Source organism: Bradyrhizobium sp. CCBAU 53340 (assembly GCF_015291645.1).
Lineage (GTDB): Bacteria > Pseudomonadota > Alphaproteobacteria > Rhizobiales > Xanthobacteraceae > Bradyrhizobium.
On the sequence record NZ_CP030055.1, the window covers coordinates 3,598,763 to 3,612,563 of the forward strand.

General features: G+C 64.4%; 15 protein-coding genes. 12 read left to right on the forward strand and 3 right to left on the reverse strand.

Annotation, left to right across the window (positions count from 1 at the left end):
• The first annotated feature begins 17 nt into the window (after positions 1-17).
• The 3 genes from XH89_RS17020 (at position 18) to XH89_RS41300 (ending at position 3,359) form a co-directional block, all read left to right on the forward strand.
• Complete coding sequence (locus XH89_RS17020) at positions 18-1,661, forward strand: acyl-CoA dehydrogenase family protein (protein WP_194468113.1); 1,644 nt, start codon at positions 18-20, stop codon at positions 1,659-1,661.
• A 23-nt stretch (positions 1,662-1,684) separates the two neighbouring features.
• On the forward strand, positions 1,685-2,449 hold the full coding sequence (locus XH89_RS17025) for a CPBP family intramembrane glutamic endopeptidase (RefSeq protein ID WP_194468114.1): 765 nt from the start codon (positions 1,685-1,687) through the stop codon (positions 2,447-2,449).
• 151 nt (positions 2,450-2,600) lie between these two features.
• Positions 2,601-3,359, forward strand: a complete 759-nt coding sequence (locus tag XH89_RS41300; RefSeq protein ID WP_246767857.1) for a CPBP family intramembrane glutamic endopeptidase — start codon at positions 2,601-2,603, stop codon at positions 3,357-3,359.
• Positions 3,360-3,362: 3 nt separating this feature from the next.
• Here XH89_RS41300 and XH89_RS17035 read toward each other — a convergent pair whose 3' ends face one another.
• Positions 3,363-4,286, reverse strand: coding sequence for an AEC family transporter (locus XH89_RS17035; protein WP_194468115.1), 924 nt, complete (start codon positions 4,284-4,286; stop codon positions 3,363-3,365).
• Between the two features lie 3 nt (positions 4,287-4,289).
• Entirely contained in the window at positions 4,290-4,781 is a 492-nt protein-coding gene (gene ruvX / locus XH89_RS17040; protein ID WP_194468116.1) for a Holliday junction resolvase RuvX, read from the reverse strand.
• A 47-nt stretch (positions 4,782-4,828) separates the two neighbouring features.
• On the opposite strand from ruvX, the gene XH89_RS17045 reads away from it, so the two are divergent.
• Positions 4,829-5,044: a hypothetical protein gene (locus tag XH89_RS17045; protein WP_194468117.1), complete on the forward strand. Its 216-nt coding sequence runs from the start codon at positions 4,829-4,831 to the stop codon at positions 5,042-5,044.
• Here XH89_RS17045 and XH89_RS17050 read toward each other — a convergent pair.
• Entirely contained in the window at positions 5,031-5,921 is an 891-nt protein-coding gene (locus XH89_RS17050) for a LysR family transcriptional regulator (RefSeq protein WP_194468118.1), read from the reverse strand. The two genes, XH89_RS17045 and XH89_RS17050, sit on opposite strands and share 14 nt — an antisense overlap.
• A gap of 97 nt (positions 5,922-6,018) precedes the next feature.
• Here XH89_RS17050 and XH89_RS17055 point away from each other — a divergent pair, with 97 nt between their 5' ends.
• From XH89_RS17055 to XH89_RS17090, 8 genes are all read left to right on the forward strand, one after another.
• Positions 6,019-6,999, forward strand: a complete 981-nt coding sequence (locus XH89_RS17055; protein WP_194468119.1) for a nitronate monooxygenase family protein — start codon at positions 6,019-6,021, stop codon at positions 6,997-6,999.
• A 17-nt stretch (positions 7,000-7,016) separates the two neighbouring features.
• Positions 7,017-8,093, forward strand: coding sequence for a nitronate monooxygenase family protein (locus tag XH89_RS17060; protein WP_194468120.1), 1,077 nt, complete (start codon positions 7,017-7,019; stop codon positions 8,091-8,093).
• Between the two features lie 135 nt (positions 8,094-8,228).
• Entirely contained in the window at positions 8,229-8,516 is a 288-nt protein-coding gene (gatC, locus tag XH89_RS17065) for an Asp-tRNA(Asn)/Glu-tRNA(Gln) amidotransferase subunit GatC (protein WP_128961251.1), read from the forward strand.
• A 21-nt stretch (positions 8,517-8,537) separates the two neighbouring features.
• Positions 8,538-8,750 carry a hypothetical protein gene (locus XH89_RS17070; RefSeq protein WP_194468121.1) on the forward strand — a complete coding sequence of 71 codons (213 nt, stop codon included), beginning with the start codon at positions 8,538-8,540 and terminating at the stop codon, positions 8,748-8,750.
• Complete coding sequence (gatA, locus tag XH89_RS17075) at positions 8,747-10,222, forward strand: Asp-tRNA(Asn)/Glu-tRNA(Gln) amidotransferase subunit GatA (protein ID WP_194468122.1); 1,476 nt, start codon at positions 8,747-8,749, stop codon at positions 10,220-10,222. Before XH89_RS17070 ends, gatA begins: the two co-directional genes overlap by 4 nt.
• The gene (locus XH89_RS17080; RefSeq protein WP_194468123.1) at positions 10,213-10,515 is read left to right on the forward strand and encodes a hypothetical protein; all 303 of its coding nucleotides are present in this window, start codon (positions 10,213-10,215) and stop codon (positions 10,513-10,515) included. The genes gatA and XH89_RS17080 overlap by 10 nt, the downstream gene beginning before the upstream one ends.
• A complete protein-coding gene (gatB, locus tag XH89_RS17085; protein WP_194468124.1) occupies positions 10,512-11,990 on the forward strand; it encodes an Asp-tRNA(Asn)/Glu-tRNA(Gln) amidotransferase subunit GatB in 1,479 nt (492 codons plus the stop codon). Before XH89_RS17080 ends, gatB begins: the two co-directional genes overlap by 4 nt.
• A 1,537-nt stretch (positions 11,991-13,527) precedes the next feature.
• Positions 13,528-13,794 carry a hypothetical protein gene (locus tag XH89_RS17090; protein ID WP_130366276.1) on the forward strand — a complete coding sequence of 89 codons (267 nt, stop codon included), beginning with the start codon at positions 13,528-13,530 and terminating at the stop codon, positions 13,792-13,794.
• The last annotated feature ends 7 nt before the right edge of the window (positions 13,795-13,801 follow it).

Sequence of the window (13,801 nt, forward strand, 5' to 3'; positions counted from 1 at the left end):
TCCGCGTGGGAAGCCAGATGACCCAGCCCAGCTTTGCGACCCATGAGGTCTTCAACCAGTCGCCCCCGTTCGAGGACATCGATCTGTTCGCCGTGGATCGGCCGCTGGTCGATGCAGTGAAGGCCAATGGCGGTGCGGCTGCGGAGCGGGAACTGTCGGCGTTCGGCAAGTATTGGGGCTCGGCGGCGATGGCCGATCGCGGGCGCGTCGCGAACGAGAACACGCCGAAGCTGCGCACGTTCGATGCCAAGGGCAATCGTCGCGACCGGGTCGAGTTTCATCCTGGATATCACGAGCTGATGGCGCACAGCGCGCACGCGGGCGTGCATAATTCGACCTGGACCGCGGATGGCAAGCCTGCGGGCGATGCGGCCGAAGTCATTCGCGCGGCAAAATTCTACATGGCCGCGCAGGTCGAGACCGGCCATCTCTGCCCGATCACGATGACGCGTGCCTCCGTCGCGGCACTGGCGATGCAGCCGGATCTGCTCGGCAAGGTGATGCCGGTGCTGTCGACGAGGAGCTATGATCCGAGCTTCGCGCCGTGGTGGGATAAGCGCGGCATGACGCTCGGCATGGGCATGACCGAGAAGCAGGGCGGCACTGACGTGCGCGCCAACATGACGCGCGCGGTGCGCGACGGCGACGCCTATCGCATCACCGGCCACAAATGGTTCATGTCGGCGCCGATGTGCGATGCTTTCCTGGTACTGGCGCAGGCAGATAGCGGACTGACCTGTTTCTTCATGCCGCGCTTCGCGCCTGACGGCTCGATCAATGCGATCCATTTCCAGCGGCTGAAGGACAAGCTCGGCAATCGTTCGAACGCCTCCTCGGAAGTGGAGTTCGTCGGCGCCTATGCCGAACGCGTTGGCGAAGAAGGTAAGGGCATCCGCACCATCATCCAGATGGTGCAGCTGACGCGGCAGGATTGTGCGATCGCCTCTAGCGGCCTGATGCGCTCGGGCCTTGCGCATGCGCTGCATCACGCCCGTCACCGCAGCGTGTTCCAGAAGCATCTCGCCGATCAGCCCTTGATGCAGGCCGTGCTTTCCGACATGGCGCTGCATGTGGAGGCGAGCACGGCGCTGGTGATGCGGCTCTGCCGCGCTTTCGACCGCACGCCGCACGACGCCGCCGAGGCCGCCTACATGCGGCTGCTGACGCCGGCGATCAAATACTGGACCTGCAAGAGCGCGCCGCCATTCCTCTACGAGGCAATGGAGTGCCTCGGCGGCAATGGCTATGTCGAGGACGGTATTCTGGCGCGCCACTACCGCGAGTCGCCCGTCAACGCGATCTGGGAAGGTTCGGGCAACGTGATGTGCCTCGACGTGCTCCGCGCGCTCTCGCGCGAGCCGGAGGCCGCGATGGCGGTGCTGCAAGCGCTGGCAACCGAGACGAAAGGCTTGTCGGGGGCAGCTGACGCGGCTGCCTTCATCGGCAAAACCTTCCGCCGCGCTGACGGAGAACGAGTCGCGCGGCTGGCGGTCGAGAAGCTGGCGCTGCTCGCCGCTGCCGCCGCGCTCAGCGGTGTCTCACCGCACAGCGCCGAGCTCTTCGCGGCCACGCGTCTCGCCGCCAATCACGCCAGCATGTATGGCGCGGTGGACCTCGATAGCGGGGACGTGCGCGCGCTGCTCGAGCGGGCGCTGCCTTGAGCCTCCCAACCGAAAGCCTTCTGATGGATTCTCTCAATCCCGATCATCCGCCGCTGACCGTGACGCCGGCGCCGCTGCGCGTCTGGAAGTTCTGGGGCACGGCGCTGTGGGGCCTGCTCATCTTCGTCGCGATGTTTGTCGGCCAGATCGGGGCGGTCGTATTGCTGGTTGCGCTGCGTGGCCTGCCGATGGATCTTGCCTCCCTCCAGGTCGTCGGCCGGGAGCCGCAGGCGCTGGCGCTCTCGGTCATCATGGGCCTGCCGGCAACGCTTCTCGTGGTGTGGCTCGCCATCCGCATCAAGAAGGCTTCCTTCGTCGACTACCTCGCGCTGCGCTGGCCGACCTTTCGGCAATTCTTGCTCGGCGCCGCCGGACTGCTCCTGACCGTGCTGGCCTGGGAGGTTGTGTCACGATCCCTCGGCCGCGAAGCGACGCCAAGCTTCATGACCGATCTCTTGAAATCCGGCCGCGACAAGGGCGCGGCGCTGTCGATGCTGCTCGCCTTCAGCGTGGCCGCGCCGATGTCGGAGGAAGTGCTTGCGCGCGGTTTTCTCTTCCGCGGCTGGTCGGCGAGCTTCCTGCGCGTGCCCGGCGCAATCATCCTGTCGTCGCTGGTGTGGACGGCGGTGCACCTGCAATACGATCTCTACTTCCTCGCCGAGGTGTTCTCCATCGGCCTGTGGTTCGGCTACATGCGGCACCGGGCGAATTCGCTCTGGCTCACCATCGTGCTGCATGCGCTGAACAACATGACGGCGGTGGTGCTGACGATGTGGCTGGGGAGCTGACGGCAGGCACCCGTCGCTCCAACTTCTGGTCGACGCGGTTGTTGTTCTGCCGACACCGATGCTATTCCTTATTGACGGTAGGCCGCCGGTCTCGTTACTCTGAGTAGAGGATGAGATTTAAATCGCCAGATAGTTGCTGCAACAAAACCATATGACGGATCTTAAGAAGATGACCGATCGCGGCGTGCCCTCTCGGTCGGCGCCGCGCACGTGGGATTTTTGGGAGACAACGCTGGTCGGCTTGCTTGCGGACGGTGCATTCGTTCTGGTCGGCGTCGTTGTGGTGAGCATCGCACTCTCCGTCGGCGCTGGATCAAAGGTGTACGCTCCGGGAGAACTCCAGGCGTTGGCATCGCAAGGGCGCTGGTATGGAGTTTTCCTTATTTCGGGAGCGCCGGCTGCCATCGCAGTGCTTTGGATCGCAATCCGGATGGCAAGGAGGGAGTTCGGCGAATATCTCGCTCTGAATTGGCCACGTGGTGGCGAAATCGTTCGGGCTCTCGCCATTACGACGATCTTTATGTCGATTGAGGGATTTGTACTGTCGAAGATGAGCCCGAATGGGTATCAAGCCGATCCTACGCTTGTGGTGGGAAGCGCCGCGGGACTGCTCGGTTGGCTCATCGGAGGCTGCATCGCGGGACCCATCATGGAAGAGTTTGTCGTTCGCGGTTTCCTGTTTCGCGGCTGGTCGGAATCCTTTCTCGGTCCGATCGGAGCCATCTTTCTTACGTCGGCTGTCTGGGCGCTAAATCATACCCAGTATGATTGGTTCGGGCGCGCGATTATTTTCGCTTTCGGGTTGGTACTTGGCCATCTTCGATGGTCCAGCAACTCAACATGGACGAGTGTGGTGGCCCATTCGGCCTGCAACACTTTCATCCTCTTTACATCGGGGCGCTACGTCTAGCGCTCACGCCACCAGCGCGATCGCGATCGGCATCGTGATCGCCGCCAAGATCGTTTGCAGCGTGATGATCTGCGCCAGCAGCGGCGCGTCGCCGTCCATCTGGCGGGCCAGCACATAGGCGCTCGGCGAGGTCGGCACCGCCCCGCAGATCGCGACGATCGCGAGGTTGGTGCCTGACAGACCGAACCAGGCGGCGAGCACCAGTGCGAGCATGGGCATCAGCACCAGCTTGAACGCCACGCCAAGGGTCGCACCGAGACTTGGGCGGAGCAGGCCCTTGAGCTGGAGGCCGGCGCCGGTGACGAGCAGGCCGATGGCGAGCGAGGAGCGGCCGAGCGCGTCGGCGACCTCGTGCCAGATCTTCGGCAGCGGCAAATGGATGACATTGATGACGAGGCCGATGACGCAGGCCCCGATCAGGGGATTGCGGATGACGGTCATCGCGATCGCGCGCGCGGACTGCTTCTCGGGGGAAGCGTAATGCGCGAGCACGGCGACGCTGAACACGTTCACAAGCGGGATGATGGCGACCATCGCCACCGAGGCCAGCGCCAGCCCGACATCGCCGTACAGATTGGCGGAGACGGACAGCGCCACATAGGTCTGCCAGCGCGTCGCGCCCTGAAAAATCGACGTGAAGGCGGGGCCGTCGATGTCGAGACGCACCAGCGCCGGGCGGAGCGCGAGGCAAAGCAGCGACATCGCCAGCGCCGACAGCAGCAATGCGCCACCGACCCCGGCGACCGGGACTTTCGAAAGATCCGCCCTCACCAGCGTCTGGATCAGCAGCATCGGAAACAGCACGAAATAGGTCAGCCGCTCCAGCCCGTGCCATTGCGTGTCGAGCCGCATCAGGCTGTGCCTGAGCACCACGCCGAGCACGATGAGGATGAAGACCGGCAGCAGCGCCGCGATCACGACGGCCATGAATCAGCCATTTCCCGATGCTGCGCGAAGATTTGCGAGCCGATCGAGCGCGCCCTGCAGAATGAAGATGGCGGCGTGCTCGTCGATCACCTCGGCGCGCTTGGCGCGGCTGACATCCATGCCGATCAGCTCGCGCTCGACTGCGGCGGTCGACAGGCGCTCGTCCCAGAGGCCGATGGGGAGTGTGGTCAAATTGGCCAGATTGCGGGCAAACGCACGGGTCGATTGCGCGCGCGGACCCTCGCTGCCGTCCATGTTGATGGGAAGCCCGAGCACGAAGCCGACCACCTTGCGCTCAGTGGCGATGGCGAGCAGCCGGGCTGCGTCCTGCTTGAACTGCTTGCGCTGGATGGTCTCGACGCCTGTCGCGAGACGGCGGTCCGGATTGGACACGGCGACACCGATGGTCTTGGTGCCCAAATCAAGGCCGATCAACCCGCCGCGTTCGGGCCAGTGGGTTGCAGCATCGACGAGGGGCAGGATAAGAGCCGGCATGGGATTAGCGCATATCATGCGCTGCGCTGCGGAGTGAACCCACAACGATGGATGCCCTGACACTATTCGGCCTATTTGCCGTGACGGCGATGCTGGTCTGCTATGCCCTCGAAGATCGCAGCCACTGGTTCGTGCTGCTGTTCGCCGTATCTTGCGGGCTCGGCTCGGCCTACGGCTTCCTGCAGGGCGCCTGGCCGTTCGGTCTCGTCGAGGCGATCTGGGCCTTCGTTGCGCTGCGGCGGTGGTGGCTCAGGCCGCGATGATTTCATCGTCCCTGGTGAGGCAGGACAGGAAGCCCTGAAGCGCGCTGGTTTGATGGCCGGCGCGGCGCTGGATGAACAGCGTCTCGACGCGGGCGTGTGACGGGTTCAGCGCCTGCATGGTGACGCTGCCGTTCATCGCGCTCCGCTCGACCACGGCGCGCGGCAGCAGCGTCACGCCCATGTCGGCGGCGACGCAGCCGATCATGCCGTCGAGCGTGCCGAGCTCGAAGCGCGCTGCCGAGGGCCAGCCGAACTCGACAAAGATCTGCTCGAGACGCTGGCGGTAGGTGCAGCCGGTGCGGAACACCAGCGCGGTCGGGCCTGACTCCGGTGTACCGGCGCGCAGCTCGGCGAGCGAGGCCCAGCGCCGGGCGCTGACCAGCACCAGCTCTTCGCGGAACGCGCTCGTCACGGTGAGGTCGGCATGCGCGATGGGACCTGCGACGAAGGCGCCATCGAGCGCGCCTTCGAGAACACCGGCGACGAGATCGGCGGTCGGCGACGTACGTAGGCTGAGGCGCACCGCCGGGAAACGGCGGTGGAAATCGGCAAGCAGCGGCGGCAGCCGCACGGCGGCCGTCGTCTCCATCGAGCCGATCGAAAGCGGTCCTTTCGGCTCGCCGTCGTCGCGGGCGGCGAGGACGGCTTCGCGCGACAGCGCGGCCATCCGCTGCGCGTAGGGGAGGAGGCGCTTGCCGGCGCCGGTCAGCGCCATGCCGCGGCTGTGGCGCTCGAACAGCGGCGTGCCGATCTCGGCCTCCAGCGCCTTGATGCGCTGGGTGACGTTGGATTGCACCGTGTTGAGCTCTTCGGCGGCGCGCGTAATGCCGCCGGTGCGCGCGACCGCGGCGAAGGTCTGGATGTCGCTCAGTTCCATGGTGTCGTTTCGCTTTTGTGATGGCAGCGTTCGCAACAATTCATTTTTCGAGAATGCTAGACCCCCCTAATCTCGCTGTCCAGATCGGGGAGGGGCCATGCCCATTGCGACGCCGCTGACGAGGCTGTTGGAGATCAAGCATCCGGTCCTGCTGGCGCCGATGGACGTCGTCGCCGGCAGTCGCCTGGTGACGGCCGTGAGCTCCGCCGGCGGTTTTGGCATTCTCGGCGGCGGCTACGGCGAGAAAGCGTGGCTGGAGCAGGAGACTGCAAAACTCGCCGAACTGCGCGCGCCGTTCGGGATCGGCTTTATTACATGGAGCCTCGCCAAGCGACCCGAGCTGCTCGATATCGCGCTCGCCGCAAAGCCGTCTGCGATCATGCTCTCGTTCGGCGATCCCGCCCCGTTCGCGCCGCGGATCAGATCGGCCGGGGCGCGGCTGATCTGCCAGGTGCAGGACGAGACGATGGCGCGTCAGGCGCTCGATGCCGGCGCCGACATTCTGATTGCGCAGGGGACAGAGGCGGGCGGTCACGGCGCCTCACGCACCACCGTCGATCTCGTGCCTGCCATCGTCGATCTCGCTGCGGGTCGCGTGGCGGTGGTGGCGGCCGGCGGCATCGCCGACGGCCGCGGTCTCGCCGCCATGATGATGCTGGGCGCGAGCGGCGTGCTGCTCGGCACCCGCTTTTATGCGAGCCGGGAGGCCGACGGCGCTGATGAGGCCAAGCGGCGCATCTGCGCGGCGAGCAGCGGCTCGACCGTGCGCGGCATCATCTTCGATCTCTCGCGCAACAATGTCTGGCCGGCGCCGTTCACGGGACGGTGTCTGGTCAACGACCATGCCCGCCGCTGGGGCGGCCGCGAGGTCGAGCTGATGCAGAATGTCGCCGCAGTTTCGGCCGAGTATGCGGCCGCGAAAATGTCGGGCGATTTTGATATTGCCGCGGTGATCGCGGGTGAAGCTGTCGGCCTGATCCATGATATTCCACCAGCGGCCGAGATCGTCGAGCGGATTGCGTCCGAGGCCGATCAATTGCTGGCCGGTCGGCGCAACTCCATCGCATCGTTCGCCTGAACCTAGAGAGACACACCATGTGGCCTGACCGTCGACTGATCGATCTGTTCAAGACCGAATTCCCGATCGTGCTGGCGCCGATGGCCGGTGTGATGGATGCGGAGCTGGTGATCGCCGTGGCCGAGGGCGGCGGACTTGGCTCATTGCCGAGCGCCATGCTGTCGCCGGAGAAGGCGCGCGAGCAGGTCAACGTCATCCGCCAGCGCGTGAAGGCGCCGCTGAACATGAACTTCTTCTGCCACACGCCGATCGAGCTCACGGCCGAGGCCGACGCGCGCTGGAAGCAGCGGCTCACGGGTTATTACACCGAGCATGGTCTCGATCCGGCGGCGCCGGTCAATGCGGCCAATCGGGCGCCGTTCGATGCGGCCTTCTGCGAAGTCGTCGAGGAGCTGAAGCCGGAGGTCGTCAGCTTTCATTTCGGCCTGCCTGAGCAGGCGTTGCTCAAGCGCGTCAAGGCGGCCGGTTGCCTCGTCATCTCGTCCGCCACGACGGTGAAGGAAGCGGTCTGGCTCGAGCAGCACGGCGTCGATGCCGTCATTGCGCAAGGAGCCGAGGCCGGTGGCCATCGCGGCATGTTCCTGACCGACAAGATCGCCGAGCAGCCGGGTACCTTTGCGCTGGTGCCACAAGTCGCTGATGCCGTGAAGGTGCCCGTGATTGCGGCCGGTGGCATCGCGGACGGGCGCGGCATCGCCGCGGCCTTTGCGCTTGGGGCGTCCGGCGTGCAGATCGGCAGCGCTTACTTGCGCTGCCCGGAGTCCAAGGTCAGCGCGGGCGGCCGCAAGGCGCTCGCCGAGGCGCGGGACGATTCCACCGTCATCACCAATGTGATGACCGGCCGCCCGGCGCGTGGCGTCCAGAACCGCCTGATGCGCGAGGCCGGCCCGGTCTCGCCGGACGCGCCGCCATTTCCTCATGCGGCAACCGCGCTTGGGCCGCTCAAGACGGCTGCTGAAAAGCAGGGCAGAGTGGATTTCACCAATCTCTGGGCCGGACAGGCCATCGCGCTCGGTCGTGAGGTCCCGGCCGCCGAATTGACCCGGGATCTCGCCAAATCGGCGCTGGAGCGCCTCCGTCAGATGGCCGGGTAGTTAGGTTGTTGTTTGCGCATGGTCTTTTCGGAAAACCGCTTCACACTTTTCCGGACCATGCGCTAGCGCCGGTTGCGGCGCAAAAGCGGCCTCTGCTATACGGCACTTAGGTTTTGCCGTGAGAGGCCTTATATAATGTCCGTTGACGCCGCTACCGTCCGCCGCATCGCGCATCTGGCGCGCATTGCGGTTGCTGAGGACGAGGTTCCGCATCTGCAGGGCGAGCTCAACGCCATGCTCGCCTTTGTCGAGCAGCTCTCGGAGGTCAATGTCGAGGGCGTGGAGCCGATGACCTCGGTGACCCCGATGCAGATGAAGAAGCGGCAGGACGTGGTCAATGACGGCGGGATCGCCGACGATATCGTTGCCAACGCGCCCGCGACCGAAGGTCACTTCTTCCTGGTGCCCAAGGTTGTTGAGTAATTCAATTCAGGACGCTGTCCGATGTGCATGCTTTGCGACGATGAGAAGGCCTATCAGGCCTACATGAACTACCTCGACAAGATGGAACGGCAGGGCAAGGCCGCCGATCCCAACGTCGCCGTCAATGAAGTGCTCGACGAGCTCCAGGCCGCCGCGAATGCGGCCGCCAAAAAAGACGACCCGGCCAACGACAAGACCCTGTCTCCGTTCTTCTGCAGCCCGATCAATAAATGACCGATTTGACATCGCTGACGCTCGCCGAGGCCCGCAAGGGTCTCGCCGACAAGACTTTCACGTCGCTCGAGCTGACCGACGCGCATCTTTCCGCGATCGAGAAAGCGCGCGTGCTCAATGCCTTTGTGATGGAGACGCCCGACCAGGCGCGCAACATGGCGCGCGAAGCGGACGTCCGGATCGCCAAGGGCGATGCCGGTCCGCTCGCCGGCATTCCGCTCGGCATCAAGGATTTGTTCGCGACCAAGGGCGTGCGCACCACGGCGTGCTCGAAGATCCTCGGCAATTTCGTGCCGACCTACGAGTCCACAGTGACCTCGCAGCTCTGGCGCGACGGCGCGGTGATGCTCGGCAAGCTCAACAATGACGAGTTCGCGATGGGCTCGGCCAACGAGACCTCGTGCTTCGGGCCCGTCGGCAATCCCTGGCGGCGCGAGGGAAGCAACACCACGCTGGTGCCGGGCGGCTCGTCCGGCGGCTCGGCCTCGGCCGTGGCGGCGCTGCTGTGCATGGGCGCGACTGCGACCGACACCGGCGGCTCGATCCGCCAGCCGGCGGCGTTCACCGCCACCGTCGGCATCAAGCCGACCTATGGTCGCTGCTCGCGCTGGGGCATCGTCGCCTTTGCATCCTCGCTCGACCAGGCGGGCCCGATCGCGCGCACGACACGCGATGCCGCGATGCTGCTGCGCTCGATGGCTGGCCACGATCCGAAGGATACGACCTCGGTCGACATCCCCGTGCCTGATTACGAGGCTTCGATCGGCAAGTCCGTAAAGGGCATGAAGATCGGCATCCCCAGGGAGTATCGTCTCGACGGCATGCCTGCCGAGATCGAGAAGCTCTGGAGCGAAGGCGCGGCGTGGCTGAAGGCGGCCGGTGCCGAGCTCGTCGAGGTGTCGCTGCCGCACACGAAGTACGCGTTGCCGGCCTACTACATCGTGGCGCCGGCGGAGGCGTCGTCCAACCTCGCGCGTTATGACGGCGTGCGCTATGGACTGCGCGAGCAGGCCAAGAACATCACGGAGCTCTACGAGAACACCCGCGCCGAAGGTTTCGGCGCCGAGGTGCGCCGCCGCGTCATGATCGGCACCTATGTGCTCTCGGCCGGCTATTACGACGCCTACTACCTGCGGGCCCAGAAGGTGCGCACGCTGATCAAGAAGGATTTCGAGGATTGTTTCGAGAGGGGCGTCAACGCGATCCTCACACCGGCGACGCCGTCGGCCGCCTTCGGCATCGGCGAGAAGGGCGGCGCTGACCCGGTCGAGATGTACCTCAACGACATCTTCACGGTGACGGTGAACATGGCCGGCCTGCCGGGCATTGCCGTGCCATCAGGCAAGGACAGCCAGGGCCTGCCGCTCGGCCTGCAACTGATCGGCCGTCCGTTCGAGGAGGAGACGCTGTTCTCGCTCGGCGAGGTGATCGAGCAGGCCGCCGGCCGTTTCACGCCCGCGAGGTGGTGGTGAATGTCGCCGGTTTCATCGCAAGCCTCGACGGCGCGGCGCCCGCGCCGGAGCTGAACGCGCCGCTCGCCGGTCTCTGGTGGGCCGCGAAGGGCGACTGGGACCAGGCGCACAAGATCGTACAGGACGACGATGGCCGCGACGCCGCCTGGGTGCACGCGTATCTGCACCGTGTCGAAGGCGATCTCGGCAATGCCGGCTACTGGTACCGCCAGGCCGGCCAGCCTGCGGCAAAAGATTCATTGGAAGCGGAGTGGGAGCGGATCGCTGCCGCGCTGCTCGGGAGCACAACATGAGCACGGCCACGCACAAGCTTCTCAAGGGCGCCACTGGTGACTGGGAGGTGGTCATCGGCATGGAGATCCATGCCCAGGTGACGTCAAACTCGAAGCTGTTCTCGGGCGCATCGACGGCATTCGGCGGCGAGCCGAATACGCAGGTGTCGCTGGTCGACGCGGCGATGCCCGGCATGCTCCCGGTCATCAACGAGGAATGCGTCAGGCAGGCTGTCCGGACCGGGCTTGGGCTGAACGCGAAGATCAATCTTCGCTCGGTGTTCGACCGCAAGAACTATTTCTATCCCGATCTGCCGCAGGGCTATCAGATCAGCCAGTACAAGTCGCCGATCGTCGGCGAGGGCGAGGTGTTGCTCGAGCTCGAGGGCGGCAAGACCGCCACCGTCGGCATCGAGCGGCTGCATCTGGAGCAGGACCCGGCGAAAATGCTGCACGACAAGTTGCCGTCGCAGTCCTTGATCGATCTCAATCGCTGCGGCGTCGCGCTGATGGAAATCGTCTCCAAGCCTGATATCCGCGATGCCGAGCAGGCCAAGGCCTATGTCACCAAGCTGCGCTCGATCCTGCGCTATCTCGGCACCTGCGACGGCGACATGGAGAAAGGGTCTCTGCGCGCCGACGTCAACGTCTCCGTGCGTAAGCCCGGCGACCCGCTCGGCACCCGCTGCGAGATCAAGAACCTGAACTCGATCAACTTCATCGGCCAGGCGATCGACTACGAGGCGCGACGCCAGATCGAGATCCTGGAGGACGGCGGCAAGATCGATCAGGAGACGCGCTTGTTCGACGCCAACAAGGGCGAGACGCGCTCGCTGCGGTCCAAGGAGGAGGCGCATGACTATCGCTACTTCCCCGATCCCGACCTGCTGCCGCTCGAGTTCAGCCAGAGCTTCGTCGACGAGCTGAAGGCGAAGCTGCCGGAGCTGCCGGACCAGAAGAAGGCGCGCTTTGTCGCGGAGTTCGGCCTCTCGGCCTATGACGCGAGCGTGCTGGTCGCCGAGCGCGAGAGCGCGATGTTCTACGAGACGGTGCTCGACAGGCTCGCCAACCGCGCCCGCGATGCCAAGATGGCGGCCAACTGGGTGATCAACGAGCTGTTCGGCCGCCTCAACAAGGAAGGCCGGGATATTACGGGTTCTCCAGTGTCATCCGAACAGCTCGCGGCGATCGTCGACCTGATCGGCGAGGGCACGATCAGTGGCAAGATCGCCAAGGACCTGTTCGAGATCGTCTGGCAGGAGGGCGGCGACCCGCGCGCGCTGGTCGAAAGCCGCGGCATGAAGCAGGTGACGGATCTTTCGGCGATCGAAAAGGTTGTCGACGACATCATCGCGGCCAATCCCGACAAGGCCGCGCAGGTGAAGGACAAGCCGCAGTCGCTCGGCTGGTTCGTCGGCCAGGTGATGAAGTCGTCCGGCGGCAAGGCGAACCCGCAGGCGGTCAACGAGTTGCTCAAGTCCAAGCTCGGAATCTGATCTCGCGCGTTCGGACGAGGTGACGACACGCCTCGTCACCTCGCTGAGCGTTCGCGATGCGACACTCTCACGCCTCATCGACGACAAATATCATCCCGTGCAAACGCGATGCGACGACCGAATCGCGGTCCGCGCGATTCGCGCAAAACGGCGACTTGCACGCGCTCTGACGAGCGCCGCCGCCGTTAAGCATGAAAATAATTTCGTTGCCAAAATTCGCGACTCAGAGTCCGCGACTCGCCTCCGTGGGGTGATCGCGCGCGTTGCTGCATGTGTCGTCGCCTTGATCGCGCGCGATGCACACGCACAGAATAATACTTGCTGCATAGTGTTTTCCTGCAATCGCGATGCTTGCCGACGTCAATGCCGCGAGATGCATTTGCAATCGCGGAGGCGCGTCTGTGCTGACAAGCAAATCAGGCGCGGCTGGCGCACGCGCGCTGCGTCGTCAACACTTCCTTAAGTGAGAAGATGTTTTTTTCGTCGTGTTGGTGTATTCGGGGTGAGTGCATTCGATCCCCGAATGCGCACAGCGATTAAAGCCATCTCACACATCGGAGGGCAACATGGCCAAGAAAGCGAAGAAGGCGAAGAAGGCGAAGAGCGCAGTGAAGAAGACTGCGAAGAAGACCCGCAAGGTCGCGAAGAAGAAGAAGTAACTTCGCTTCTGAAGTTGCCGGCTCCTAAGAGCCGGCACGTCATCAGCGCCTCCTAGAGGTTCTGGTCGACGATAGAGGGTGTCGGCGAGACATCAGGTCAACGGTCGGATCGTCAACTTCGCGAGCTTGCTCGTCAAAGTCCGGTCCGGCAGAAGAAACAGAGTTTTCTTCGTTCGGTGCGGGTCTCCTTCAAAAGGGCTCCGCAATTCCACAAGCGGCCCTCGGGCTCATTTGGAATCTGGTCCTGACGTGTTCGCCGACGCCCTCGTTCCCTGAGGCCGGGGTATTGCCGGCAATCCCATTCCCGACATTGTTGATCTGACTGCGGCGTAGCTCTGCTGCGCGATCGCGTTGCCTTGGTCGCATCTGCCTGGGCAAGCGAGGGCTGCGGCACGATTGCATGTTGTTTGCGCGACGCTCCCCCATTCTCGGTGTCATCGCCCGGCTTCCCACGGGCGATCCAGTACGGCGAGACGGTCGTGGTTGAATCGATGGACCGCGGCGTACTCGAATCCCTGCCTGCGCGGGGAATGACAGGGCGGATGCGGTTCGCCACCGTGCGCGATGGTTATCGATGTCCGAAAACCGCAAGGTAAACCGAATCTGACGAACCGCAGAAGTGCCTGCAAATCAGGGACTTCTTGAATTTGCCGTGCGCACGGCGCGGCCTCGCGTTTACGTCTGCTTCATCGCGATACTTAAACTGCCATTCAAATTTGCCCGCCATCATCGCCTCCAACAAGCCGGCAAACGGCAATGGGCAAGAAGCCCAAGGGGATGAGTTGAACAGCGCGGGGCCCGGCAAGGTTACGCGCATCAGAGTTGGACGGGAGCCGCGCTCGGGGGAACGGGGCGGCATAAGAAAAAGGGGATGCGTTATGTTTCAGGGTACTTTCGATCTCGATACGGCCACGCCGATCGATGCGAGCGCGCTGTCGGACGTTCTGTTCGAGCGCGGGATCTATTGGGCAAGCGGCCGTTCGGGCCTGGTCGACCTCGTCGCCGCCCACAAATGGTTCAACCTCGCCGCGTTGAAGGGCCGCAAGGATGCCGTCGCGCTGCGCCAGGAAGTGGCCGGTCAGATGTCGGACGCCGAGATCTCAGCTGCGCAGCGTGAGGCGAGGGCGTGGGTGTCTGCGCATTGAGCGCCGC